Origin of the sequence: Pseudobutyrivibrio ruminis, from assembly GCF_015057245.1 — a bacterium.
GTDB classification, from domain to species: domain Bacteria; phylum Bacillota; class Clostridia; order Lachnospirales; family Lachnospiraceae; genus Pseudobutyrivibrio; species Pseudobutyrivibrio ruminis_E.
Window position 1 is genome coordinate 139206 of the sequence record NZ_SVET01000007.1, and the last position, 25156, is coordinate 164361.

General features: G+C 39.7%; 23 protein-coding genes. All 23 read left to right on the forward strand.

The window, feature by feature from the left end:
* The first annotated feature begins 38 nt into the window (after positions 1–38).
* The 23 genes from E7274_RS08140 (at position 39) to E7274_RS08250 (ending at position 25034) form a co-directional block, all read left to right on the forward strand.
* Positions 39–740, forward strand: coding sequence for a gamma-glutamyl-gamma-aminobutyrate hydrolase family protein (locus E7274_RS08140; RefSeq protein ID WP_304175131.1), 702 nt, complete (start codon positions 39–41; stop codon positions 738–740).
* Between the two features lie 11 nt (positions 741–751).
* Positions 752–1273, forward strand: a complete 522-nt coding sequence (locus E7274_RS08145) for an FUSC family protein (RefSeq protein ID WP_304175133.1) — start codon at positions 752–754, stop codon at positions 1271–1273.
* Positions 1266–3179, forward strand: a complete 1914-nt coding sequence (locus tag E7274_RS08150; RefSeq protein WP_304175135.1) for an NAD(+) synthase — start codon at positions 1266–1268, stop codon at positions 3177–3179. The genes E7274_RS08145 and E7274_RS08150 overlap by 8 nt, the downstream gene beginning before the upstream one ends.
* A 13-nt stretch (positions 3180–3192) precedes the next feature.
* Positions 3193–3942, forward strand: coding sequence for a response regulator transcription factor (locus E7274_RS08155; protein ID WP_304175137.1), 750 nt, complete (start codon positions 3193–3195; stop codon positions 3940–3942).
* Positions 3943–4096: 154 nt separating this feature from the next.
* Positions 4097–4453, forward strand: a complete 357-nt coding sequence (locus E7274_RS08160; protein WP_304175139.1) for a P-II family nitrogen regulator — start codon at positions 4097–4099, stop codon at positions 4451–4453.
* Between the two features lie 15 nt (positions 4454–4468).
* Entirely contained in the window at positions 4469–5578 is a 1110-nt protein-coding gene (locus E7274_RS08165) for an ABC transporter ATP-binding protein (protein WP_304175140.1), read from the forward strand.
* A 10-nt stretch (positions 5579–5588) separates the two neighbouring features.
* Positions 5589–6467 carry an ABC transporter permease gene (locus E7274_RS08170; RefSeq protein WP_304175142.1) on the forward strand — a complete coding sequence of 293 codons (879 nt, stop codon included), beginning with the start codon at positions 5589–5591 and terminating at the stop codon, positions 6465–6467.
* 21 nt (positions 6468–6488) lie between these two features.
* Entirely contained in the window at positions 6489–7277 is a 789-nt protein-coding gene (locus E7274_RS08175) for an ABC transporter permease (RefSeq protein ID WP_304175143.1), read from the forward strand.
* A 15-nt stretch (positions 7278–7292) separates the two neighbouring features.
* Complete coding sequence (locus tag E7274_RS08180; RefSeq protein WP_304175145.1) at positions 7293–8345, forward strand: ABC transporter substrate-binding protein; 1053 nt, start codon at positions 7293–7295, stop codon at positions 8343–8345.
* A 16-nt stretch (positions 8346–8361) separates the two neighbouring features.
* A complete protein-coding gene (locus tag E7274_RS08185) occupies positions 8362–9516 on the forward strand; it encodes a tyramine oxidase subunit B (RefSeq protein ID WP_304175147.1) in 1155 nt (384 codons plus the stop codon).
* A 228-nt stretch (positions 9517–9744) separates the two neighbouring features.
* On the forward strand, positions 9745–10878 hold the full coding sequence (locus E7274_RS08190) for a tyramine oxidase subunit B (protein ID WP_304175149.1): 1134 nt from the start codon (positions 9745–9747) through the stop codon (positions 10876–10878).
* Positions 10879–10906: 28 nt separating this feature from the next.
* Positions 10907–11236, forward strand: a complete 330-nt coding sequence (locus E7274_RS08195) for a (2Fe-2S)-binding protein (RefSeq protein WP_304175151.1) — start codon at positions 10907–10909, stop codon at positions 11234–11236.
* 14 nt (positions 11237–11250) lie between these two features.
* Positions 11251–12828, forward strand: coding sequence for an FAD-dependent oxidoreductase (locus E7274_RS08200; RefSeq protein ID WP_304175153.1), 1578 nt, complete (start codon positions 11251–11253; stop codon positions 12826–12828).
* 13 nt (positions 12829–12841) lie between these two features.
* On the forward strand, positions 12842–13180 hold the full coding sequence (locus E7274_RS08205) for a (2Fe-2S)-binding protein (protein ID WP_304175155.1): 339 nt from the start codon (positions 12842–12844) through the stop codon (positions 13178–13180).
* A 1-nt stretch (position 13181) separates the two neighbouring features.
* On the forward strand, positions 13182–14312 hold the full coding sequence (locus E7274_RS08210) for an NAD(P)/FAD-dependent oxidoreductase (protein WP_304175157.1): 1131 nt from the start codon (positions 13182–13184) through the stop codon (positions 14310–14312).
* A gap of 9 nt (positions 14313–14321) precedes the next feature.
* The gene (locus tag E7274_RS08215) at positions 14322–15482 is read left to right on the forward strand and encodes an iron-containing alcohol dehydrogenase (protein WP_304175158.1); all 1161 of its coding nucleotides are present in this window, start codon (positions 14322–14324) and stop codon (positions 15480–15482) included.
* Between the two features lie 76 nt (positions 15483–15558).
* The gene (locus tag E7274_RS08220) at positions 15559–15819 is read left to right on the forward strand and encodes a DUF4160 domain-containing protein (protein WP_304175160.1); all 261 of its coding nucleotides are present in this window, start codon (positions 15559–15561) and stop codon (positions 15817–15819) included.
* Positions 15820–15823: 4 nt separating this feature from the next.
* Positions 15824–16093 (forward strand): DUF2442 domain-containing protein, encoded by a 270-nt coding sequence (locus E7274_RS08225; RefSeq protein ID WP_304175162.1) that lies wholly within the window; start codon positions 15824–15826, stop codon positions 16091–16093.
* Between the two features lie 213 nt (positions 16094–16306).
* Complete coding sequence (locus E7274_RS08230; RefSeq protein WP_304175164.1) at positions 16307–17305, forward strand: asparaginase; 999 nt, start codon at positions 16307–16309, stop codon at positions 17303–17305.
* Positions 17306–17316: 11 nt separating this feature from the next.
* Complete coding sequence (sdaAB, locus tag E7274_RS08235) at positions 17317–17976, forward strand: L-serine ammonia-lyase, iron-sulfur-dependent subunit beta (RefSeq protein ID WP_304175166.1); 660 nt, start codon at positions 17317–17319, stop codon at positions 17974–17976.
* Between the two features lie 10 nt (positions 17977–17986).
* Positions 17987–18853, forward strand: a complete 867-nt coding sequence (gene sdaAA / locus E7274_RS08240; protein ID WP_304175167.1) for an L-serine ammonia-lyase, iron-sulfur-dependent, subunit alpha — start codon at positions 17987–17989, stop codon at positions 18851–18853.
* Between the two features lie 148 nt (positions 18854–19001).
* The gene (gltB, locus tag E7274_RS08245; protein WP_304175169.1) at positions 19002–23528 is read left to right on the forward strand and encodes a glutamate synthase large subunit; all 4527 of its coding nucleotides are present in this window, start codon (positions 19002–19004) and stop codon (positions 23526–23528) included.
* A 9-nt stretch (positions 23529–23537) separates the two neighbouring features.
* On the forward strand, positions 23538–25034 hold the full coding sequence (locus tag E7274_RS08250) for a glutamate synthase subunit beta (RefSeq protein ID WP_304175170.1): 1497 nt from the start codon (positions 23538–23540) through the stop codon (positions 25032–25034).
* Positions 25035–25156 lie beyond the last annotated feature (122 nt).

The following is a 25156-nucleotide window of genomic DNA, read 5'->3' on the forward strand; positions in this document are numbered from 1 at the left end:
CTAATAAATAGCAGGCGCCTATTTTTATGGAGATTATTATGAAACCTATTATTGGACTAATACCTTTATATGATGATGAGAAGGAAAGCTATTGGATGCTTCCAGGATACATGAAGGCGGTAGAGAAATCAGGGGGAGTCCCTATTATGCTTCCTTTTACACAAGATAAAGACGAGTTAACGGTCGCTTATGGATTATGTGATGGAATCTTGTTTACTGGAGGACATGATGTTAATCCTACAATTTATGGTCAGGTCATATCAGATAAGTGCGGAATGGCTTGCGAAACAAGAGATGTAATGGAAGGATTTTTGCTAGATTTATGCGTATCGGATAATAATCCGTTACTAGGAATATGTAGAGGCATCCAATTTATAAATGCATACTTGGGCGGTACGCTATATCAGGATTTGCCTACAGAGTATAAAAGTGATGTAGAGCATCATATGAAGCCACCTTATGATAATGTGATTCACAATATTGACGTAAGAGGAAATACCAAATTGGCGAACATTATTGGTGCAGGTATACACGGTGTAAATAGCTATCATCATCAGGCTATTAAAGAGCTAGCAGAGGGACTTGAAGCTATGGCAATATCAGAGGATGGACTGGTGGAATCTATAGCAATCAAAAATCAGAAATTCGCAATTGCGGTACAATGGCATCCAGAATTTTCATATGACAGTAGTGATGACAGTAAAAAGATTATGAAGGCTTTTGTAGATGCATGTATGTAAGAGAACAATTTATGAATAAAACAGCAAAAATCCCCAAAATTGGGATGAGAATAATTAAATCAGCAGTAGCAGTTTTTATATGCTTTTTGATTGATGATTTGAGGAATGAGGCTGGTATAGTTTTTTACTCACAGCTTTCAGCTTTATGGTGCATGCAGGCCAGTAAGAATAATACTATAAAAAATGCTAAGCAAAGATTTATAGGCACTATTATTGGTACTATTTTTGGCTTTATATATATAGTTGTTAAAATAAATCTGCTTAGGAATGTTAATCTTGACTATGATTACATAGCGGCATCAGTAATTTCAGTAATGATTGTTGTAATAATATATACAACAGTTTTGGTGAATAAAAAACAAGCATCATATTTCTCTTGTGTGGTATTTTTAAGCATTGCAGTAAACCATATAGGAGATATGCACCCATATCTATTTGTTTGGAATAGGTTTCTTGATACTGCAATTGGAATATTAGTTGGAGTAGGTGTGAATATGTTGATTAATATAAAAGGAAGGGAACAATATGACTGATGGATTTATTAAAGTTGCAAGTGCAACATGTGATATAAAAGTAGCGGATACTAAACATAATGCAGATGCGATTGTTGAAAAGATAAAGGAGGCTACAGATGGAGGTGTAAAAATTATCTGCTTTCCTGAACTTTGTATTACTGGCTATACCTGTGGTGATTTATTTTTGCAGGATACCTTACTTAAAGGAGCTATGGAGGCTGTTGAATATATTGCTCATGAAACTAAGCATTTAGATATAGTGGCTATTGTTGGTTTGCCGTGTGTTATTAAACATAAATTGTACAACATAGCTGTAGTAATTAATCATGGAAAGGTTATAGGGGGAACTGCAAAGCAGAATCTACCTAATTACAGTGAGTTTTATGAAATGAGACATTTCACTCCAGCAGAAGCTGACTTTAAAGAAGAGGCATCCTTTGGTAAGGCAAAGTCATCTTTTATTTGTTGTAATCAGATTTATTCTTTGGAATCCATGCCTAACCTTAAATTTGGTATAGAAATCTGCGAAGATCTGTGGGTTGCAGATAGTCCTTCCATAAGATTGGCTGAAAGTGGAGCAGTAATTATTTTTAACTTATCTGCTAGTGATGAGGTTATAGGAAAAAGTGAGTACAGAAGAAATTTGATAAAGGCAAAGTCCGGAAGCTTATGTTGTGGATACGTATATGCGGATGCTGGAATAGGAGAATCTACTCAAGATATGGTATTTGCTGGACATAACATAATAGTCGAAAATGGAACTGTTCTTGCAGAATCAGATTTATTTGTTAATGAGATGGTTATAGCAGATATCGATGTAGATAAGCTTGTTTATGAAAGAAGGAGAATGAATACCTTTAAGGCTGGTGTGAGGGCTGAAGAAATCAAATGTGTTTTAGCAAAAACTAATACTGTATTAGAACATACGCCCCCAAAGCTTCCATTTGTGCCATCTGAACAAAGTAATCTAAACAATAGGTGCAAGGAAATCCTTACAATGCAATCTGTAGGACTTGCCACACGAATAAAGCATATAGGTTGTAAAAATGTGGTAATTGGCCTGTCGGGAGGACTTGATTCTACACTGGCGTTAATTGTAGCAATACATGCATTTGACAGGTTAGGATTGAATCGAAAGGGGATTCATGCAATCACAATGCCTGCATTTGGTACTACGGATAGGACATACAATAATGCGTGTTTACTAGCAAAATTATATGGCACGACTTTAGAGGAAATTGATATTAAAGAAAGTGTAAAAGTTCATTTTGTGGATATAGGTCAAACAGAAGAAAAGAAAGATGTTACATATGAAAATGCACAGGCTAGAGAACGTACTCAGGTACTTATGGACAGAGCAAATATGTTAAATGGCATTGTTGTAGGTACTGGCGATTTATCGGAATTGGCGTTAGGTTGGGCTACATATAATGGAGACCATATGTCCATGTATGCAGTAAATGCATCTATTCCAAAGACGCTTGTAAGATGGCTTGTTGATTTCGAGGCAAGGAACTCTGAAATTGAACTGAGAACTACTTTATATGACATTTTAGATACCCCTGTGAGTCCTGAGCTGTTGCCACCAAACAAAGATGGAGTGATAGAGCAAAAGACTGAGGATTTGGTTGGACCATATGAGTTGCACGATTATTTCTTGTATTACATGCTACGCTTTGGTTTTCCTCCAAGTAAAATTTATAGATTGGCTCTGCTCAGTTTTAACTTAGATTATGAAAAAGAAGAAATACTAAAATGGATGAAAATCTTTTACAAAAGATTTTTCACTCAGCAATTTAAACGTAGCTGTATGCCAGATGCTCCTAAAGTGGGAACAGTTACCCTTTCCCCAAGGGGCGATTTCAGGATGCCAAGTGATGCAAGCTATAGTATTTGGATGAAGGAGTTAGAGGAGATTGGATAAGTGAGGTTTGCCTATGAAAAAATTAGAAACTAATGATTGGTTGGTACTTAATAATATTATCTATAAGATATATACTACTGAGAATTTTGACGATATGAGGCTTAAGCTTTTTGAGGAGCTTAAAATGATAATTGATTTCGATAGTGCGGATTTCTATCTGGCTTCTAAGGAAGAGGGGCATCTACTATGCAATCCTGTCACTTATAATTGTGACATGGATTTATCTGAGATATATGAGGATATAGATTATAGTAGAGGAATAGTGGCCAGTGGCAAGATGCTTATATATAGGGAGACAGATATTATATCTGACGATGCCAGGGTAGAGACAGAGTATTATAAGCGAGTGTACAAGCCTAATAATTGGCACTATGCTCTTCAAGTGGTGCTGGCTAGACACAAGAAATTCTTGGGAGCCATTACTTTCTATAGGACCATAGGCAAAGAGAATTTCCATTATGATGATATATTTGTACTTGATATATTGAAGGATCATTTGGCATATAGGTTAGAGCAGCATTCTAAAAATAAGGAATCAGTACAGGGTAAGCTATCTGTCAAAGAGGCTACTATTAAGTATGAACTTACCAAGAGAGAGTCAGAGATTTTAAAGGCTCTTATGGATGGTAAGGATAATGGGGATATATGTCAGGAGTTTGTTATTACGCCTAACACTCTAAAGAAGCATATTCTTAACATATATAGGAAGCTGGAAATTAATACCAGAGTGCAATTATTTAAAATGATTAGAGAAAAGGCCTAACTACTTATTTATAAGTACTAAGATGGTAAAAAATGTGAATTGAAGAAATGAAGCTGTTGGATTATATTTTATGAAAATAAATAATTCACGCGAGCAAAGGGGCTTATCCATATATGGATAAGCCCCTTTATGATTTGTAGAAGGAGGAGGCAATATGAAGGAATTAGAGATTGTAATTAGACCAGAGAAGCTGGAGGATATTAAGAATATTTTGGATGAAGTCAATTGTGGTGGAATGACACTTTCTACAGTAATGGGGTGTGGTACACAAAAGGGCATTTCCTCAGAAGAAGGAATGGTTAATGAATTCAAAGGCTTCAAGACTACAATCAATTTACTACCGAAGGTAAAGGTGGAAGTAGTAATCGAGGACACCGACATGGAGACAATTATCTCTAAGGTTAGAGAGACCTGCGCGACAGACCATGTAGGTGATGGCAAAATTTTTATTAAGGATGTGGTAGATGTAGTAAGAATTAGAACAGGTGAAAGAGGATTAAAAGCATTGTAGTTTTGAGGTGATTGCATGGAAAAAATTGTTGAATTAAAGGGAGTTAACAAAATATACGGAAGCAATCATGTGGTAAAGGATTTGGATTTATTTGTGGAGGAGGGAGAATTCTTAACTCTGCTGGGATCTTCAGGTTGCGGCAAGACTACAACCCTTAGAATGATTGCTGGATTCGAGGAGCCTACTACAGGTTCTATTCAGGTTGAGGGAGAGAATGTAGAGGAGAAAGAACCATTTGAAAGAAACGTAAATACGGTATTTCAATCCTATGCATTATTTCCACATATGACCATATACGAAAATATAGCTTATGGCCTAAAAATTAAAAAAGTGAGTAAGGCTGAAATAAAAGAGAGAGTTTTTGAGATGATGGATCTGGTTCAACTATCTGGGTTTGAGAAGAGGTATCCATCTCAGTTATCTGGCGGTCAGAAACAGAGAGTGGCTATTGCAAGAGCACTTATTAATAAGCCTAAGGTATTGCTATTGGATGAGCCACTGGGCGCCTTGGATCTTAAGCTGAGGAAACAGATGCAGCTTGAGCTTAAGAGATTACAGAAGAAGCTTAACATCACATTTATATATGTTACCCATGATCAGGAAGAGGCCTTGACCATGAGCGACAGAATAGCTGTTATGCATGATGGTGTAATAGATCAATTAGCCACACCTACTGAGATATATGAGAAGCCTAAGACCAAGTTCGTGGCGACATTCATAGGTGAGACTAATATCTATGATGGATGTATTACCAGCATAAGTGATGGCATAGCTAAGATTACCCTAGAAAATGGAGTGGTACTTGTTAAGTGCCCTGAAGATTTCTCCATACTTGAATACGCCAGCGTCTCTGTTAGACCTGAGAAGATGAAGTTCTCTTCTAAGGAGGTGGAAGGATTTGGGCTGGTGGCTCAGGTTAAGGATTATGTATATGTAGGCTCTGTGCTTAAGTGCATCGTATCTCTGCCTAACGGAAATGAGCTTAAGATTGAGAGACTGGCAGGACAGGATATTCCAGAGATTGGAAGTAGATGCTATCCATATTGGAATCCTGAGGATGCGGTTTTGATACATAACAAGAGTCATTTTATATTTGAGGCGTTAAATAATATTAAGCTGGCATAGGAGGTATCTGATGGGAGGTAAAAAGAGAAGTCTTCATTTCTATTCTAATACAATACCTGCCTTAGTTATGGTTGGGCCAGTAGTGATTGTAATGGTGCTGTTAATCGCACTTCCCCTATTATTTGTAGCAGTTATGAGCTTTTGCTCCATTGATGAATTCTACAATATTGAATACAAATTCACTTTGGAAAATTATATTAGATTAGCAAATCAAGATTATTTAAAAATATATGTTCAATCAATAATGATTGCATTTCTTACTACAGTCATATGTATATTGGTGGGATATCCATTCTCATACCTGATTGCAAGGACCAAGAGCAAGAATAAGAAGCTGCTTTATATGCTTGTAATTATTCCGTTTTGGACCAATTCATTAATTCGTATATACGGATGGAGGAGTTTCCTTGGAACCAGTGGATGGTTAAATGTTGTATTATCTAATCTTCATATTATAAAGGAGCCTCTAAATCTCCTATATAAGAATGGAACGACTATATTAGGTATGGTGTATTGCCTTATTCCTTTTATGATATTGCCTTTGTATACGTCAATCGAAAAGCTTGATCTGTCGCTTCTAGAGGCATCATCTGACTTAGGTGCTAGGCCTATGAAGACATTCATAAATGTAATTCTTCCCCTTACAGCAGGAGGAATATTTTCTGGAAGTCTAATGGTATTTATACCATGCCTTGGATACTTCTTCGTATCGGATATCTTAGGAGGCGGTAATTCGGATGTAATAGGTAACTTGATAGAAAGACAGTTCCAAAGCGGTAACAACTGGCCACTGGGAGCAGCTTTATCCATCATACTAATCGTAGTAACCCTGATATTGGTTAAGATTTATCAGAGATTAGGCGGAGATATGGACGCTCTTGGAGTGTAGATTAGTAAGGAGTTGATGTTGATGAAGAAAAAGAAAGTGACCCACAAGTTAGGCGTGATATTTTGCACCTTAGTATATATTTTCCTATTCTTACCAATTTCAGTAATAGTGGTTAATTCATTCAATGCTACCACTACTAAGCCATATATGAGTTGGAAGGGATTCACACTAGATTGGTACATTAAGCTATGGGATAATACATCCCTTTTAGAAGCCTTTGGAAATACTATGATAATTGCGGTGATAAGTACCTTTCTCGCCACAGCTATTGGAACGCTGGCAGCTATAGGCATGTATAAATACAAATTCAGGGGTAAGGGTCTCATTGATGGACTTTTATATATACCGGTAGTAATACCAGAGATAGTACTTGGAATTTCCTTACTAACTATTTTTTCAAATGTGAATATACCCAGAGGAATGCTAACACTAATTCTCGCGCATGTGACATTCTGTATTCCATTTGTAATTTTCAATGTAAGAGCCAGACTATCAGGATATGACAATTCCATTGAGGAAGCTAGTTTAGACTTGGGAGCAAACAGAATTGTTACCTTTTTCAGAGTGACATTACCAACCCTTGCTCCTGGAATATTTGGCGGTGCGCTTTTGGCCTTTACCCTTTCTATTGATGATGTAATCATAAGCTATTTTGTATATGGACAGACTAAGACATATCCTCTGAAAGTAATGGAAAGTGTCAAGAGTGGAGTGGCGCCAGATGTTAATGCATTATCCACTTTAATATTGGTTGGAACAATTCTTTTTGTATTTATTACGCAAGGAGATTTATTAAAGAAGAAAAAATAAAAGGAGGAATAATTTATGAAGAGACAATTAGGGATTCTATCAATTGCAACTATGGTGACAGCATCTCTTACAGGATGTGGAGGTTCTACGGCAGAGGCCAGTAACGGTGAACTTAATATTTTCATCTGGACTGAGTATGTGTCTGAAACGGCTATTTCACAGTTCGAAGAGGAATCTGGAATTAAGGTAAATGTGTCAACTTATTCTTCCAACGAGGATATGTTAGCCAAGCTTAAATCTGAGGCAGAGGGAACTTACGATATAGTGCTTCCTAGTGATTATGCAGTTGAGTATCTTATTGCTCAGAACAAATTAGAGGAGATTGATAAGGAGGCTCTACCAAACCTTAGCAATATCTCTGAAGCTTATCTAGATGAATCCTTTGACCCAGGCAATGTGTATTCTGTACCTTATGAGGGCGGTGTGTGCTGTATAGCTGTCAACACTGACAAAGTGGATATGGAGATTGATTCTTACGATGATCTGTTTGATGAGAGTCTCAAGGATTCATTAGTAGTATTAGATGATTATAGAGCGATTATCGGTATAACAGAGAGATCTATGGGATTGTCCATGAACGAAACTGATCCAGCTACTCTAGAGGAAGTGGCAGCTAAGTTAATGACCCTTAAGGACAATGTCAAGCTATACGATTCAGATTCTCCTAAGTCAGCTCTTATCTCAGGAGACTGTAGTGTAGGTGCTATCTGGTCAGCAGAGGCTGCCCTTGCAATGGATGAGAATCCAAGTATCAAGGTGGTATATCCTACAGAAGGTGCATATGTATTCTTAGATAACTGGTGTGTGCCAAAGGGCGCTAAGAACTATGATAATGCTATGACTTTCATCAATTATATGCTTTCAGCTGATGCAGCCACGCTCAATATCGAGGACTTCCCATACCTTTGTCCTAATGATGCAGCTTTAGAGTTAATGGGAGATGATTATATTTCTAACGAGGCTAAGAATGTACCAGGAGAGGTAATCTCAGGTGGTGAGTTCGTTAAATATCTAGATACTGAGAGTCTAGCAATCTATGACGATATGTGGACTAAGCTTAAAGAATAATTAAATGGAGGGGAAAATGTATCCAGAAATTGATTTTTTATACTTGAATGAAGAAGACATGATAAAAGCTGGGGTACTGGATGGCGCTAGCTGTATAGAGACTATGAGGGATACTTTATCCCTCTTTGGCAAAAAGGACTTCTTACTGGGAGGTCCCAAAGCCGATGAACATGGTCTACAGATGAACTTCCCTCAGAAATCAGATATAGAAGGATTCCCATTAGATGATGGACCTGATAGGAGATTTATGGCAATGCCTGCATACTTAGGTGGAAGATTCCATATAGCAGGACAGAAATATTATGGATCTAATAGTCATAATACTAAGCACGGATTGCCTAGATCTATTCTCATGGTAACCCTGTCGGATGTGGAGACTGGAGCGCCTAAGGCGATTATGTCTGCTAATCTATTATCGGCTATGAGAACAGGGGCTATGCCAGCCATGGCAGCCACATATCTAGCCAATAAGGATTCGAGGGTTCTTAGTCTGATAGGGCCTGGAGTTATTAATAAATGTGCACTGATATGTTACATGGAAGTGCTTCCAAATATTAGGGTGATTAAGCTAAGGGGTAGTTCGCCTAACTCTAAGACAGCCCTTGCCATGAAGGAGTTTATACATGAGAATTATCCTCAGGTGGAAGAGGTAATTATATGTAATTCCTTGGAGGAAGCTTGTAAGGATGCGGATGTGGTATCTGAGGCTATGTCAGTTTCCAAGGAGCATATGGAAGAGTTTAAGTTAGAGTGGTTTAAGAAGGGGGCCACAGTGTTTAGTATGGGTTCCTTCTTATATCGTTCCTATGATGACTTCTTAAATACCACTATGGTGGTAGATAACTATGGAATGTATGAGAAATATCTGAGTAACTTCAAAGCGAGAGGACCAGTGGATGAGTTGGGCAATAAGCGAGAATGGGTAATTATGGGAATCCATTTCGTTCATCTGGTTGATACCAATAAGGTAGATAGAAGCAAGGTTAAGAATATCTGTGACATAGTTAATGGAAGGGAAGAAGGTAGAACAAGCCATGATGAAATCGTCATGTGCTCTATAGGTGGTATGCCCATTGAAGATTTGTCATGGGGCTATGATTGTTATCAGAGAGCGCTTGAGAAAGGTATTGGTAAAAAGCTTAAGCTGTGGGATGAACCTTACATGAGTTAATTATCGTCTAGACAACGGTTGCTAAGTAACAAATATTAGTCATCAGCTATTTTTATGTCCCTACTTACTTGGTGGTAGGAATAAGCAAAAAGGAGTAGAAAAAAGGTACATAGTAGTAATTGTTATATGGTACTATTCGGGTTAAATTAAATACAAGAAATAGGCAACGGAGCCAGCAGATTATATGCTGGCTTCGTTTTTTTATTATATGCGCAAGGAGGGAAAAATATGAGTTATCCAAAGATTGATTTCATCTTTTTAAGCGAAGATGAGATGATTAAAGCTGGAGTCAAAAATATGCCAGCCTGTATAGATACCATGGAGGATGTTATCAAATGCCTGAATGCAGGAGATTATGTAATGGGAGGTGAGAATCACAATTCTCACGGAAGCCAGGTGTCCTTCCCTAAGGAGTCACCTTTTCCTAATATGCCACTTGATGAGGGAGATGATAGAAGATTTATGGCGATGCCAGCTTATATCGGAGGTCCATTTGATATGGCAGGAATGAAATGGTATGGCAGCAATTCAAATAATCGAGCTAAGGGACTTCCTAGATCCATCCTAACAGTAATGCTAAATGACAAAGACACCGGGGCACCATTAGCTCTAATGTCAGCCAATATACTGAGTGCCATGCGAACTGGTGCTATCCCAGGGGTAGGAGCCAGATATTTAGCAAAAAGTGATGCTCAAATATGTGGTATATGCGGACCAGGGGTAATGGGAAAGACTTCTCTAGAAGCAATTATTACAAGCTGCCCAAGCATTAAGGAAATTAAGGTGAAAGGTAGAGGACAGAAATCATTAGATAGCTTTATCGCATATGCGAAGGAGAAATATCCACATATTAAGACTATAAGAGCTGTAGATACGGTAGAGGAGCTAGTAAGGGATACAGATGTAATAACTTTTGCTAATTCAGGAAACACAGATCCATCTACTTATCCATATGTTAAGTATGAATGGATTAAGAAGGGGGCTCTTATCATAGGGCTGAGTTGTTTTGACATGGATGACAAGGAGATGGCTAAGTGCAAACTGGTGGTGGATAACACTGCATTATATGAAGCCTGGGCAGAGGAATTTCCTTATCCATCCTTTGGAGCTAACAATATAATCGGATCTAAATTCACAGATATGATTCATGATGGAATCATTTCTAAGGATGAGATGATAGATCTGGGAGACATTATTAAAGGTACTAAAAGGGACAGAGATTATGAAGATCAAATCGTAATTTTTTCCGTAGGAGGTATGCCTGTAGAAGATGTGGCATGGGGAAAGTATTGTTATGAAAATGCTATAAAACAGGGCTTAGGAACTCCTCTTAAGCTTTGGGACAAGCCTGACTTAGCCTAAATATACATATAGAAAGGAGTCACAGATTATGGCAGAAGCGAGAATTAAAGAGCATCCAATACTTGGAGTACAGGAAAAGGGAGAAAGAGTTATATTCACTTTCGATGGTAAGGAAGTGGAAGGATTCGAGGGAGAACCTATAGCTGCAGCTCTTAAGGCTGCAGGACTCATGGTTCACAGGTATACGAAAAAGGAGCACAAGCCTAGAGGAATCTTCTGTGCCATAGGCAGATGCACTGATTGTGTAATGGTAGTTGATGGAATACCTAATGTAAGGACCTGTATCACTCCACTAAAACCAGGCATGGATGTGAGAACTCAGTACGGAGTGAGTGATAAGCCATTTGAGGAACAGTAGAAGGAGGCATAATTATGAAAAGATACGATCTAATTATTGTAGGTGCAGGTCCTTCTGGACTGTCGGCTGCAATTGAAGCTGCTAAAAGAGGATTACATGTAGTTGTATTCGATGAGAATGAGAAACCGGGAGGACAGCTGTTTAAACAGATTCATAAGTTCTTTGGTTCCAAGGAACACAGAGCTAAGGTTAGAGGATTCGTAATTGGAAAACAACTGTTAGATGAAGCAGATGAAGTAGGCGTAGAAGTAGTACTAAATGCCACTGTAATTGGCCTATATCAAGATAAGGAAGTGGTTGTAAAAATAGATGATGAAATACTTCATTACAAGGGAGATTCGATAATTATTGCAACTGGAGCTGCTGAGAATATGGTTACATTTCCAGGGTGGACTCTACCTGGTGTAATAGGTGCTGGAGCTGCTCAGACTATGATGAACTTACATGGCGTGAGACCTGGCCAGAGAGTACTGATGCTAGGTTCTGGAAATGTAGGACTGGTTGTATCATTTCAGCTTATGCAGTGTGGATGCGAAGTGGTCGCACTGGTAGATGCAGCTCCTAGAGTGGGAGGATATGGTGTACATGCAGCCAAAGTGGCGCGTACAGGCGTTCCTTTTTACCTATCTCATACAATCGTTGAGGCAGAGGGGGAGACTGAGGTCACAGGAGTGACAATTGCCCAGGTGGATTCCTCATTCAAATTCATCCCTGGTACCGAGAAGCACTTCGATGTGGATACTATCTGCCTGGCTGTAGGACTCTCGCCTATGTCTCAGCTTCTCAAGATGGCAGGCTGCGAGATGGAGGACAATCCTAAGCGTGGAGGTCAGGTTCCTATCTGTGATGAATATGGCCGCACCTCAATCCCTGGCATATTTGTAGCTGGAGATGTGAGCGGTATAGAGGAAGCATCATCAGCTATGATTGAGGGTAGGATGGCTGGTGTGGTAGCATCAGAGTTTCTAGGCTACGTGAGATCAGAGGAGATGGATGCAGAGCTCAATGTGCTAGAGGATGCGCTAGAAGGTCTCAGACAGGGCATGTTTGCACCTAAGAATAGAGGAAAGGAAATAGAGAAGACAGAGGAAGGTATAGATATTTCTAAGAATCTATTACTTCACGGTTATGTGTCAGATGATGAAATCGAAAGATATCCTGGTGTGACTCACAGAGTGGGAGTACATCCAGTGATGGAATGCACCCAGAATATCCCATGTAACCCATGTCAGGATGCATGCAAGAAGGGATGCATTTCCATCGGTTCTAATATTACTTCACTGCCTATCGTAGTGGATGGAAGTGAGTGTATCAATTGTGGCATGTGCGTGGCCAGCTGTTCGGGACAGGCTATCTTCTTAGTAGATGAGGATTGTGGCGATGGTACTGCTACAGTCACCCTTCCATATGAATTCCTGCCACTTCCAGAGGTAGGAGCTAAGGGTAAGGGCTTAGGAAGAAACGGCCAGGAAGTATGTGATGCTCAGGTGGTTAGTGTTAAAAGCAATAAGGCATTTGATAAGACCAATCTACTAACCATACGTGTTCCTAAGGAATATGCAATGAAGGCTAGATTTTTCAAGGCAGTGTAAAGGGGGAGGAATCATGAATAGTATTAATGATAGAAGTAGAGATATAGGTGAATTCGTACCTATGCCAGATGATGATATGTTGATTTGCAGATGTGAGGAGATTACTAAGGGAGAAATCAGAAAGGCAGTCCATGAGGGGATGTGGACTCTGACTGAGATTAGGAGATATCTAAGGACTGGTATGGGACTATGTCAGGGACAGACCTGCTCAAAGCTGGTAAAGGGAATTGTTGCAAGAGAGCTGGGTATATCTCCTGCAGAGTTGGAACCAGCAACTAGTAGAGTTCCTATGCGACCTATTGAGATGAAGGTATTCGCCCACGAGGCAGATGAGTTAAAGGAGGCGAATTAATATGAAGAACACAGCAGAGGTTATTATTATCGGTGGAGGAATTATCGGATGCGCAGCTGCATACTATCTGGCCAAGAGAGGTGTCACAGATGTAATCGTGCTGGAGGGAAGCGACCATATTGGAAATGGTGGTTCCAGCAGAAATGGTGGCGGTGTAAGACAGTCAGGTCGCGATGTGAGAGAGCTACCTCTTGTAATGTATGGAATTAAGAATCTGTGGCCTACCCTATCAGAGGAGCTTGAGGTGGATTGTGAATACCATCAGGATGGCAATCTTAGGCTGGGCAAGACTGAGAAGCATAGAGAGATTCTTACCAGGCTTGCAAATAATGCGAAGGGTGTAGGTCTGGATGTACGTATGATAGACGGGGATGAGGTAAGGCGCATCAACCCTTACTTATCCGAGGAGGTAATATGTGCCAGCTGGTGTCCGACAGATGGACATGCCAACCCTCTTACAACCACATTAGGTTACTATAAGATGGCCAGAAGGATGGGAGTGAGATTCATCAGTGGAGAGCCAGTTAAGGAACTGAGACTCATCAGAGGTAAGATACGTCAGGTGTTTACTCCTAACAGCATATACGAGGGTGAGAGTGTTCTGGTGGCTGCAGGTCTCGATTCAAGAGATATACTTACTTCGGTAGGAATCGATATTCCAATGACTAATTCATTATTAGAGTGCCTTGTAACTGAAGCTCAGCCTCACATGTTCGATCAGATGCTAGGCACAGCCGAGGCTGATTTCTACGGTCATCAGACCAAGCATGGTTCATTTGTATTCGGTGGCTCCTCTGGTCTTGAGAGATATAATAAGGATAATGGTATGGTATCTAATAGTTCTAAGACAGCTCCATGTATCTGCAGAGGTATTATGAAGTACTTCCCAGATCTTGCTAATGCTAAGATTGTAAGGACCTGGGCTGGCTGGATGGATGCATCAGCCGATGGTGTACCTGCCTTAGGCAAGGTGGACGAGATTAATGGGCTCTATGTGGCTTGTGCTTTCAATGGTCATGGATTCGGAATTGCCCCGGCTGTAGGCGAACAGTTGGCTAAGCTGATTACTACAGATACAACTGATATAGATCTGTACGACCTGAGATACGATAGATATAAGGCTAAAATATAGAGGTATGTTATGAATAACTTTGATTTTAAAATTCCTACGGATATACGATTTGGAAAGGGCAAGATTGATTGCCTGCAGGAAGAACTTAGCAAGTATGGTAAAAGAGTACTATTAACCTACGGCGGTGGAAGCATTAAGAAGAATGGAATATATGATGAGGTGTTAAAACAGCTAGCTGACTTCGAAGTCTATGAGTTAGGCGGAATCACTCCTAATCCTAAGCTGTCTATTGTTGAAAAAGGTACGACTATATGTAAGGAGAATCATATAGACGTAATACTTGCAGTGGGAGGTGGCAGTACTATAGATGCATCTAAACATATTGCAGCAGCTGCTTGTTATGAAGGCAATCCATGGGATTTAGTTCTTGATAGGTCTCTAGTGAAATCGGCGTTGCCAATAGCTGTAGTGCTTACTATATGTGCTACGGGTTCTGAAATGAACTCAGGTGCAGTTATCACAAATGAAAATACTTGCGAGAAGTTGGAAATCAACACACCACTTTTATATCCTAAGCTTTCTGTATGTGACCCAACCTATCTATACACTCTTCCTAAAAAGCAGACTGCGGCAGGGGTGATTGATATTATGTCTCACGTTATGGAGCAGTATTTTCAGCCTAACGATGAAGCATATATTACAGATGCTCTTAGTGAAGCAGTAATGAAGACCGTGATTAGATATGGAAGAAAGGCTATTGACGAACCAGAGAATTATGAGGCAAGATCAAATCTTATGTGGGCAAGCACAATTGGTCTAAATCATTTACTCACAGTGGGAAAAGGTGGTGCTTGGTCTGTACATCCAATAGAGCATGTACTAAGCGGGTTTTATGATGTTACTCACGGAATTGGACTTGCAATTCTAACACCTGCATGGATGGAATATGTTTTAAATGACGCCACAAAACATCGATTTGCAAGATTTGCAAGGACAATTTTTAATGTGAAAAAATTAGATGATACGCTTGCTGCAAAAGAGGGAATTGAGTGTTTGAAAGAATATTTTAAAAGTATAGGAATGCCTTTAACTTTAACAGAAATTGGAATTGATAATAGCAAATTCCAGGTTATGGCATCTGAAGCAGTTAGAACTAGCAATATTTCAAAAAACTCATATGTTAAGTTGGAGGAGGAAGATATAATAGCAATTTTAAATAAATGTGCATAAGCTAGCGAAGATAAACTGGGCAGAGTGCAAAAACTATGATATTATTTCAATAGATAAATAAAAGGAGTTGTGCAAAATGCCAGTTATATCTAGATTTTTTGGAATTGATATTTTGATGTATTATGATGATCATAATCCTCCGCATTTTCACGCAAAATATGGAGATTATAAGGCATTAATAGATATTAATAAAGCTAGAGTGTTAGAGGGAAATCTTCCATCTACACAAATGAAATTAGTATTAGCTTGGGCTATCATCCATAAAGAAGAATTGCTTGAAGATTGGAAGTTAGCGCAGCTAATGGAAACATTAACAAAGATTGAACCACTGAGGTAAGAGCATGATTGAAATTGTTCAGGTTGTACCACAAATAAATTATAAAGTTTGGGTCTATTTTGCTGATGGGAAAATAACCGAATATGATATGAATCCTAATTTAGACAAGGGTATTTTTAAACAGTTAAAAGATATTGATATTTTTATTAATAGGTGTTGCATAATGAATGATACTCTGGCTTGGAATGTAGGTGAAAATGGTGAAGAAGATTGTATAGACATTGACCCAGAGACACTTTATTCATGCCCCGAGGTAATCGACGCATGTGCATAGGAAAAATGCACTTTGAGTGTTTGTTGTTGTTTTGGAAGTAATTGTATTATTTCTAAATTAGATGTATAGTTTTGTTCAAAGATGAAGGCGTCTGCTGTAATATAGCAGGCGTTTTTTTCTAAGTATATTAATGGAAATGAGCATCTTAGTTAAATCTAGACTAAGCTTTTTAAAAGGTGTATTCTATATTCCTAAGAAAAAGGAGAGAAAGCATTGAGCAGGAACATACTTATTATTAATACTGGCGGAACATTATCTTCAGTTATGAAGGAAAGTGGCTTGGCACCAGGACTTTCCACACAGGATATGAAACGTGAACTTCACGTGGTGTCAGGTGATATTAATTTTGAAATAGAAGATTTTATGGCTGTTGATAGTGCCAATATTTTCCCTGAGGATTGGAGCAAGCTTGCTGAGCATATTGGTGGTATACGTAATGACTATGATGGCATTGTTGTAATCCACGGGACAGATACACTTGCATATACATCGTCTATGCTTTCTTTTATGCTTCAAAACATAAATATTCCGGTTGTAATTACTGGCTCACAGCTTTCTATTACAAACCCAATAGCTGATGCTATGGAAAACTTGCGATGCGCCATTCATATGGCAGCAAGTGGTAGAGCCGGAGTGTTTGTTGCATTCAATCGCAAGGTTATGCTTGGATGTAGAGCATCAAAGGTTCGTTCCCTTAGCTTTGACGCATTCGAGAGCATAAATTATCCAAATGTAGCTGAAATTAGCTCACTTGGTATGAATATTGACGATAGTACAATCCCTGTTAGAAACGGTGTATTCCATTTGGAAAACAATTATTCTACAGAGGTTTGCATGCTTAAAATGTTCCCTGGTATTCATAGAAGCCTTGTTGAATCAATTGCGGCACAAGGATACAAGGGACTTTATATTGAAGCCTTTGGAATTGGTGGCATGCCATTTTTGAAGCATGATTTTATCAGCACAATCGAAAAGGTTATTGCTGACGGAATGACAGTTGTTGTAGGAACTCAGTGTAGATACGAGGGCTCAAAGATGGATGTTTATGAGACTGGCAAAAGAGCTCTCGAAAGTGGAGTGCTTCAAGCTCAGGATATGACCAGTGAAGCAGCCCTTACAAAGCTTATGTGGATTCTTGGAAAGACTAATAATCCTACTGAAATAAAGGACTATTTTTCTTTAAATATTGCCGGTGAGCTTAAAAACTATTAGGAGATTTTTTAATGAATCTATTTGATATTATTGGACCAGTTATGGTAGGTCCTTCTAGCTCTCATACAGCAGGAGCAGCCAAAATTGGAAATGTCTGCAACAAACTAATGGCAGAAAAAATCGAAAGTGCTGAGATTTATTTGCACGGCTCATTTGCAGAAACAGGAAAAGGCCATGGTACAGACAAGGCTATCGTAGGTGGCTTGCTTGGTATGGCCTGCGACGACGAAAGACTTCCAGAAAGCTTTGCTGTTGCACAGGAGATGGGCTTTAAATTTACAATTCAGGCAGCAGATTTAGGAGATGTTCATCCTAACACTGCAAAGGTCATAATGCATGGCACATCTGGTCATAGTTTGGAAGTAGTGGCATCATCTATTGGTGGTGGACGTATACAGGTTGTTATGCTTGATGGAGTGAAGGCCAACTTCTCTGGAGAAAGCCCAACCCTTATAGTACATAACGTTGATAAGCCAGGATATATTACTGAGGTTACAAGACTTCTTGGTATAGAACATATCAATATTGCTACAATGCAGCTTTACCGTAAAAAACGTGGCGGAGAAGCTGTTATGGTAATTGAATGTGATGAGTGTGTTCCAGAAAGCACAATCAAAGAATTAGAAAAACTAGAAGGTATTATGAAGGTTTCATATTACTGTCCAGAGTAGAGGATTATAGATGTTTGATTCAGTAGAAGAGATTTGTAAATTAGAAGAGAATAGCGGAGTTCCTTTCTGGAAGATAGTTCAGCAGGACGATTGCAAAGAACGCGCAGTTTCAGAGGAAGAATCCTTTGAAAATATGAAGCGCATGTACACAGCAATGAAGGAGTCTGCCCTTAATTACGATAAGACAGTGAAAAGCAACAGCGGCTTAGTAGGTGGTGAGGCAGGTCTTCTTAGAGAATACCTTGACAGTGGTAATGCTTTAGTTGGCGATTTTGCAGGCCGTGTTATGGAATTGGCTCTTCGTGTTGCTGAGGGCAATGCCTGTATGAAACGAATTGTTGCTGCACCTACTGCCGGTTCATGTGGAGTTGTTCCAGCAGTATTTATAGCAGCTCAGGAGAAATTAGGACTTACTGATGAAAAGATGACAGAGGCTCTTTTTGTAGCAGCAGGAGTTGGTGAGGTAATAGCAGCCAGAGCATCACTTGCCGGTGCTGAAGGTGGCTGTCAGGCGGAAATCGGAGCAGCCAGCTCAATGGCGGCAGCAGGACTTGTATATCTTCGCGGCGGAGATGGAAGAAAGAGTGCTAATGCGGCAGCACTTGCTTTAAAAAATCTTCTTGGTCTTGCATGCGATCCAGTGGCAGGCCTAGTAGAGGTTCCATGTGTTAAGCGAAATGTTTGTGGCGCTATGAATGCAGTTACATCAGCAGAGCTTACTATGGCTGGTATTGAAAGTCGAATTCCTGCAGATGAAGTGTTTGATGCTATGAGTGCTGTAGGTAAAGATATGAATCCTAATATAAAGGAAACTGGTAAAGGTGGAGTCGCTGGAACAGTAACTGGACAGAAAATTAAGGATGCTTTAGCACATTAAATTAAAAAAGTGCTTGCATTATCTTTTAATTAGTTGTATATTTTTTCTCAAGACAAAGGCGTCTAAAGAAATTCCCTTATGGGGAGTCTCTTTAGATGCCTTTTCTTTTTTTGTTTATTAAAACTACTATGTGGAAGGAGTAGCTAACATGGGTAATCAAATGCAAGGTCTTTATGACCCATCTTTTGAGCATGACAACTGTGGTATAGGTGCAGTTGTATCTATTAAGGGAATCAAGACCCATCAGACTGTGTCAGATGCATTAAAGATTGTAGAAAACTTGGAGCATCGAGCTGGCAAGGATGCATCAGGTGAGACTGGCGATGGTGTTGGAATCCTACTTCAGATATCTCATAAATTTTTCAAGAAGGTTTGTGAAAAAGAAAAGATTGCAATCGGCAATGAGCGAGAATATGGAATTGGTATGTTTTTCTTCCCTCAGGATGAGTTGAAGAGAAAACAGGCAATGAAGATGTTTGAAATCAGTGTCGAGAAGGAAGGACTTGAATTCTTAGGATGGCGTAAAGTTCCTACTAAATCTGAAATATTAGGAAAGATGGCCTTAGAATGCATGCCATATATCTGCCAGGCATTTATTAAAAAGCCTGCAGACTGCGAAAAAGGATTGGATTTCGATAGAAGACTGTATGTGGCAAGACGTGTATTTGAACAGACAGCAGAGGATACTTATGTAGCATCTCTTTCTAGTAGAACTATTGTATATAAGGGAATGTTTCTAGTTAATCAGCTCAGACTGTTTTTCGAAGATCTTGAGGATCCAGATTACGAGTCTGCGATTGCAACAGTACATTCTCGTTTCTCTACTAATACAAATCCATCTTGGGAGAGAGCGCATCCAAATAGATTTATAGTTCATAATGGTGAGATTAATACTATCAAGGGTAACGCAGATAAAATGCTTTCCCGTGAGGAGACAATGGTTTCTCAGGTGCTTGAGCCAGAAATGTCAAAGATTACACCAGTTTGTAATCAGGCAGGATCCGACTCCGCAATGCTTGATAATGCGTTAGAGTTTTTGGTAATGAATGGCATGCCACTTCCTCTTGCGGTAATGATTACTATTCCTGAGCCTTGGTATAAAAATAAGGCTATGGACCAGGCAAGACGAGATTTCTATCAGTACTATTCAACAATGATGGAGCCATGGGATGGTCCAGCGTCTATCTTGTTTTCTGATGGTGACATTATGGGAGCTGTCCTTGATAGAAATGGTCTTCGCCCAAGCCGCTATTATATTACTAACGATGACTATCTCATTCTTTCATCGGAAGTTGGTGTTCTTCCTGTAGATGAGGAGAGAATAGTTAAGAAGGATAGACTTCGTCCAGGGAAAATGCTTCTTGTTGATACTGTAGCAGGTAAGCTTATTGATGATGCAAAGCTAAAGGAGAAATATGCTAACAGCCAGCCTTATGGTCAGTGGCTTGATGCAAATCTTGCTCATTTAGCTGATATCAAGATTCCTAACGAGCCTGTTCCAAAGCATTCACAGGAAGAGCGTGACAGACTACAAAAGGCATTTGGATATGGCTATGGTGAGGTGAAGGAATCAATCCTTCCAATGGCTCTTAATGGTGTGGAAAGTACAGCTGCTATGGGTATTGATACTCCTCTTGCAGTTCTTTCAAATCAGCATCAGCCATTATTTAACTACTTCAAGCAGCTTTTTGCCCAGGTTACAAATCCACCAATCGATTCAATCCGTGAGGAGATTGTTACAGCAACAACTGTATACATCGGTACAGCTGGCAATGTATTGGAGGAAAAGGAAGAAAACTGCAATATGTTGCAGATTAACAACCCTATTCTTACAGTTACCGATTTAATGAAGATTAAATCTATGAAGGTGCCAGGACTTAAGGCAGAAACTGTACCTATCACATATTATAAAAATACATCATTGGCTAAGGCTATTGAGCACCTGTATGTAGAGGTAGATAGAGTAAATAGAGAGGGTGCAAATATTATCATCCTATCTGATAGGGGTGTGGATGAGAATCATGTTGCAATACCATCACTTCTTGCAGTAGCAGCAGTACAGCATCACTTGGTTCAGACTAAAAAGAGAACAAGTCTTTCACTTATTCTCGAGTCGGGCGAGCCAAGAGAGGTGCATCATTTTGCAACCTTGCTTGGTTACGGTGCATCTGCAATCAATCCATACCTTGCCCAGGAAACAATCGAAGAGCTTGTAGAAAAGGGTCAGTTGCAGAAGGATGTACATGCAGCCATTGATTCATACAACGAGGCTATTATTACAGGTATCATAAAAATTGCATCAAAGATGGGTATTTCCACAGTTCAGTCATATCAAGGTGCAAAGATTTTTGAGGCAATAGGAATCAGCTCCGATGTAATCGATAAGTATTTCACTGGCACAATCAGCCGTATTGGTGGAATCACTATTGAGGATATTCAGGCTGATGTGGAAAGACAGCATTCTATGGCATTTGATCCACTTGGATTGTCTGTTGATAAGACACTTGATTCGAAGGGTGTACATAAGATGAGAGCGGGAGCAGAGGAACACTTATATAATCCTGCTACCATTCATTTACTTCAGCTTGCCACAAGAACAGGTGACTATAACACATTCAAAGAGTATACAGCTTTAATTAATGATGAAGATGCAGTTCGAAATCTTCGTGGCCTTATAGACTTTAAATACCCTAAGAAGGGAATCAGCATCGATGAAGTTGAGTCAGTAGATTCAATTGTAAAGAGATTTAAAACTGGTGCTATGAGTTACGGCTCGATTTCTAAGGAAGCCCATGAGACAATGGCTATCGCCATGAATATGCTTCATGGAAAGTCAAACTCAGGTGAAGGTGGAGAAGAGGAAGCTAGATATGAGGTTGGTCCTGATGGTCTTAACCGTTGCTCTGCTATTAAGCAGGTGGCATCAGGTAGATTTGGTGTTACAAGCAAATACCTGGTATCTGCAAAGGAAATACAGATTAAAATGGCTCAGGGTGCAAAGCCAGGTGAAGGTGGACATCTACCAGGAAAGAAGGTATATCCATGGATAGCAAAGACTCGTCTTTCTACACCGGGTGTAGCTCTTATTTCGCCACCACCTCATCACGATATTTATTCAATCGAAGATTTGGCTGAGCTCATATATGATTTAAAGAATGCCAACAAGGATGCACGTATATCAGTAAAGCTTGTATCAGAGGCAGGAGTAGGTACAATTGCTAGCGGTGTTGCCAAGGCAGGTGCTCAGGTTATCCTTATCTCTGGATACGACGGTGGTACAGGTGCAGCTCCTAAGTCATCTATTCATAATGCAGGACTTCCATGGGAATTAGGCTTGGCTGAAGCACATCAGACACTTGCTCAGAACGGATTGCGCAATAAGGTTGTTATCGAGACAGATGGTAAGCTTATGAGCGGCCGTGACGTTGCTATTGCCTGTGCACTTGGTGCGGAGGAGTTTGGCTTTGCTACAGCACCACTTGTAACTATGGGATGTGTAATGATGAGAGTATGTAACTTGGATACTTGTCCTGTTGGTGTTGCAACTCAGAACCCAGAGCTTAGAAAGAGATTTACAGGTAAGCCAGAATACGTAGTTAACTTTATGCGCTTTATAGCTCAGGAGCTTCGTGAATATATGGCAGAGCTTGGATGCAAAACTGTTGATGAGCTTTGTGGTAGATATGATTTGCTTACTCTTAAGAATGTGGCTGGAAGTGGACGTAGAGAAAAGGTAGATTTATCTGCTGTAATCTCTAATCCAAATCCTTATGAGAAGATTGAATATGATAAAAAGAATGTATTCAACTTTGAGTTAGAAAAGACACTTGATGAAAAGGTTCTTCTTAAAAAGCTTAAGAGTGCGGTAGCCTCTGGAAAGAAGGGAGAGGTAAGTCTTGAGGTTTCAAATGTGGACCGTTCATTTGGTACATTGTTTGGAGCAGAGATTACCAGAAACCATGGAGAAAATCTGGAGGAAGATACCTATGTAATTAACTGCCAGGGTGCAGGTGGACAGTCATTTGGTGCATTTATACCTAAGGGACTTACACTTAACCTGGAGGGAGATTCTAACGACTACTTCGGTAAGGGATTATCAGGCGGAAAGCTTGTTGTATATCCATCTGCTAAGGCGACATATAAGCAGGATGAGAACATCATCATAGGTAATGTGGCTTTGTATGGTGCAACCAGTGGTAAAGCCTTTATCAACGGTGTGGCAGGCGAGCGTTTCGCTGTACGTAATTCAGGTGCTACAGCAGTTGTAGAAGGCTGTGGCGATCATGGATGTGAATATATGACAGGTGGACGAGTTGTAGTACTTGGTGAGACTGGCAAGAACTTTGCAGCAGGTATGTCTGGTGGTATTGCATATGTGCTTGATGAAGACGCATCTTTATACAAGAGACTAAACAAATCTATGGTTTCACTGGAGACAGTTACTGACAAATACGATGTATTAGAGCTTAAGGAGATTATTGCTGAGCACGTGGCTGCTACTGGCTCCGCAAAGGGCAAGGAAATTTACGACAACTTTAGCGAGTATCTACCTAAGTTCAAGCGTATTGTACCTTTTGATTACAAAAAGATGATGCAGACAATTGTGCAAATGGAGGAAAAGGGATTATCTTCTGAGCAGGCACAAATCGAAGCATTTAATTTATTAAACAAGTAGGAGGGAACCATGGGAAAGCCAACTGGATTTTTAGAGTATGAGCGAGTAGAGGCTGAAGCGGTTAGCCCTCTTGCCAGAATAAAGAATTTTAATGAGTTTCACGAGCCTCTTTCAAAAGAGGAGCAAAGACGTCAGGGTGGAAGATGCATGGATTGTGGTGTACCATTCTGCCAGTCAGGTATGACAATTAAGGGGATGACTTCTGGTTGTCCTCTGAACAACCTTATTCCTGAGTGGAATGAGCTTGTATATCAGGGAAATTATGAGATGGCCTATAAGAGGCTTCATAAGACTAGCAATTTCCCTGAGTTTACATGCAGGGTATGTCCTGCACTTTGTGAGAAAGCATGTACCTGCGGACTAAATGGGGATGCTGTATCTACAAGAGAAAACGAGAAAGCTATTATTGAGTATGCCTATGCCAATGGATTGGCAGATGCAAAGCCTGTAGAGGTTCGCACAGGTAAATCTGTTGCAGTAATTGGCTCAGGCCCTTCTGGACTTGCAGTGGCAGATCAATTAAACAGACGCGGTCACAATGTAACTGTGTACGAGCGCAATGACAATGTAGGTGGATTACTTCGTTACGGTATTCCTAACATGAAGCTTGAAAAGCAGATTATTGACCGTAAAATCAAAATCATGGAGGAGGAAGGTGTAAGCTTTGTAGTTAATGCCAATGTAGGTGTTGATGTTAAGGCAACCGATTTGACAAAGAAGTACGATGCGGTAGTTCTTTGCTGCGGTTCATCTAATCCACGTGATATTCAGGCTACAGGTAGAAAAGAGGCTAAGGGTATCTATTTTGCTGTGGATTTCCTTACATCCACTACTAAGTGCCTTTGGGCCAACGATATGAAGCTTGTAGAGGGACAGTATATTTCTGCCAAAGGTAAGGATGTTATCATCATCGGTGGTGGAGACACAGGTAACGATTGTGTTGGTACTGCAATTCGTCATGGATGTAAGTCTGTAACACAGCTTGAAATGATGCCAAAGGCACCAGATGTGAGAGCTGAATCAAATCCATGGCCTCAGTGGCCTCTTGTATGTAAAACTGACTATGGTCAGGAGGAGGCTATTGCCAAGTTCGGTCATGATCCTAGAATCTACACTACAACTGTCAAGGAATTCAAGACAGATAAGAATGGTGATTTGAAGTCTGTTGTTTTAGTTTCACTTGAGTCTAAAACTGACAAGAAAACAGGACGCAGAATGATGGTGCCAGTGGAAGGTACTGAGAAAGAAGTGCCTTGCCAGCTTTGTCTGATTGCAGCAGGATTTCTTGGAGCGCAGAAATATGTGGCAGACGCTTTTAAGGTGGAGCTGGATGGACGTACTAATGTTGCATCCGTAAATACGAATTCATTCGCTACAAATGTGCCTAAGGTATTTACTGCAGGTGATATGCACACAGGTCAGTCTTTGGTTGTAAAGGCTATTAGACAGGGCCGCGATTGTGCTCGAGAAGTAGATGAGTTCTTGATGGGTTATACAAATCTATAATTTTTGGTTTGAAAAATTTAATCCAGAATTTATTTTAAAAAATATAAAAAATGTTATTGACAAACATTTATCAAAAGAATATTATTCTAAACAAATAAAAATCAATGGAACAATAATAAGAC

Excerpts from the sequence above, each read along its gene's own strand:
- E7274_RS08140 (WP_304175131.1), top strand. The coding sequence starts at position 39 with ATGAAACCTATTATTGGACTAATACCTTTATATGATGATGAGAAGGAA.
- E7274_RS08145 (WP_304175133.1), top strand. The coding sequence starts at position 752 with ATGAATAAAACAGCAAAAATCCCCAAAATTGGGATGAGAATAATTAAA.
- E7274_RS08150 (WP_304175135.1), top strand. The coding sequence starts at position 1,266 with ATGACTGATGGATTTATTAAAGTTGCAAGTGCAACATGTGATATAAAA.
- E7274_RS08155 (WP_304175137.1), top strand. The coding sequence starts at position 3,193 with ATGAAAAAATTAGAAACTAATGATTGGTTGGTACTTAATAATATTATC.
- E7274_RS08160 (WP_304175139.1), top strand. The coding sequence starts at position 4,097 with ATGAAGGAATTAGAGATTGTAATTAGACCAGAGAAGCTGGAGGATATT.
- E7274_RS08165 (WP_304175140.1), top strand. The coding sequence starts at position 4,469 with ATGGAAAAAATTGTTGAATTAAAGGGAGTTAACAAAATATACGGAAGC.
- E7274_RS08170 (WP_304175142.1), top strand. The coding sequence starts at position 5,589 with ATGGGAGGTAAAAAGAGAAGTCTTCATTTCTATTCTAATACAATACCT.
- E7274_RS08175 (WP_304175143.1), top strand. The coding sequence starts at position 6,489 with ATGAAGAAAAAGAAAGTGACCCACAAGTTAGGCGTGATATTTTGCACC.
- E7274_RS08180 (WP_304175145.1), top strand. The coding sequence starts at position 7,293 with ATGAAGAGACAATTAGGGATTCTATCAATTGCAACTATGGTGACAGCA.
- E7274_RS08185 (WP_304175147.1), top strand. The coding sequence starts at position 8,362 with ATGTATCCAGAAATTGATTTTTTATACTTGAATGAAGAAGACATGATA.
- E7274_RS08190 (WP_304175149.1), top strand. The coding sequence starts at position 9,745 with ATGAGTTATCCAAAGATTGATTTCATCTTTTTAAGCGAAGATGAGATG.
- E7274_RS08195 (WP_304175151.1), top strand. The coding sequence starts at position 10,907 with ATGGCAGAAGCGAGAATTAAAGAGCATCCAATACTTGGAGTACAGGAA.
- E7274_RS08200 (WP_304175153.1), top strand. The coding sequence starts at position 11,251 with ATGAAAAGATACGATCTAATTATTGTAGGTGCAGGTCCTTCTGGACTG.
- E7274_RS08205 (WP_304175155.1), top strand. The coding sequence starts at position 12,842 with ATGAATAGTATTAATGATAGAAGTAGAGATATAGGTGAATTCGTACCT.
- E7274_RS08210 (WP_304175157.1), top strand. The coding sequence starts at position 13,182 with ATGAAGAACACAGCAGAGGTTATTATTATCGGTGGAGGAATTATCGGA.
- E7274_RS08215 (WP_304175158.1), top strand. The coding sequence starts at position 14,322 with ATGAATAACTTTGATTTTAAAATTCCTACGGATATACGATTTGGAAAG.
- E7274_RS08220 (WP_304175160.1), top strand. The coding sequence starts at position 15,559 with ATGCCAGTTATATCTAGATTTTTTGGAATTGATATTTTGATGTATTAT.
- E7274_RS08225 (WP_304175162.1), top strand. The coding sequence starts at position 15,824 with ATGATTGAAATTGTTCAGGTTGTACCACAAATAAATTATAAAGTTTGG.
- sdaAB (WP_304175166.1), top strand. The coding sequence starts at position 17,317 with ATGAATCTATTTGATATTATTGGACCAGTTATGGTAGGTCCTTCTAGC.
- sdaAA (WP_304175167.1), top strand. The coding sequence starts at position 17,987 with ATGTTTGATTCAGTAGAAGAGATTTGTAAATTAGAAGAGAATAGCGGA.
- gltB (WP_304175169.1), top strand. The coding sequence starts at position 19,002 with ATGGGTAATCAAATGCAAGGTCTTTATGACCCATCTTTTGAGCATGAC.
- E7274_RS08250 (WP_304175170.1), top strand. The coding sequence starts at position 23,538 with ATGGGAAAGCCAACTGGATTTTTAGAGTATGAGCGAGTAGAGGCTGAA.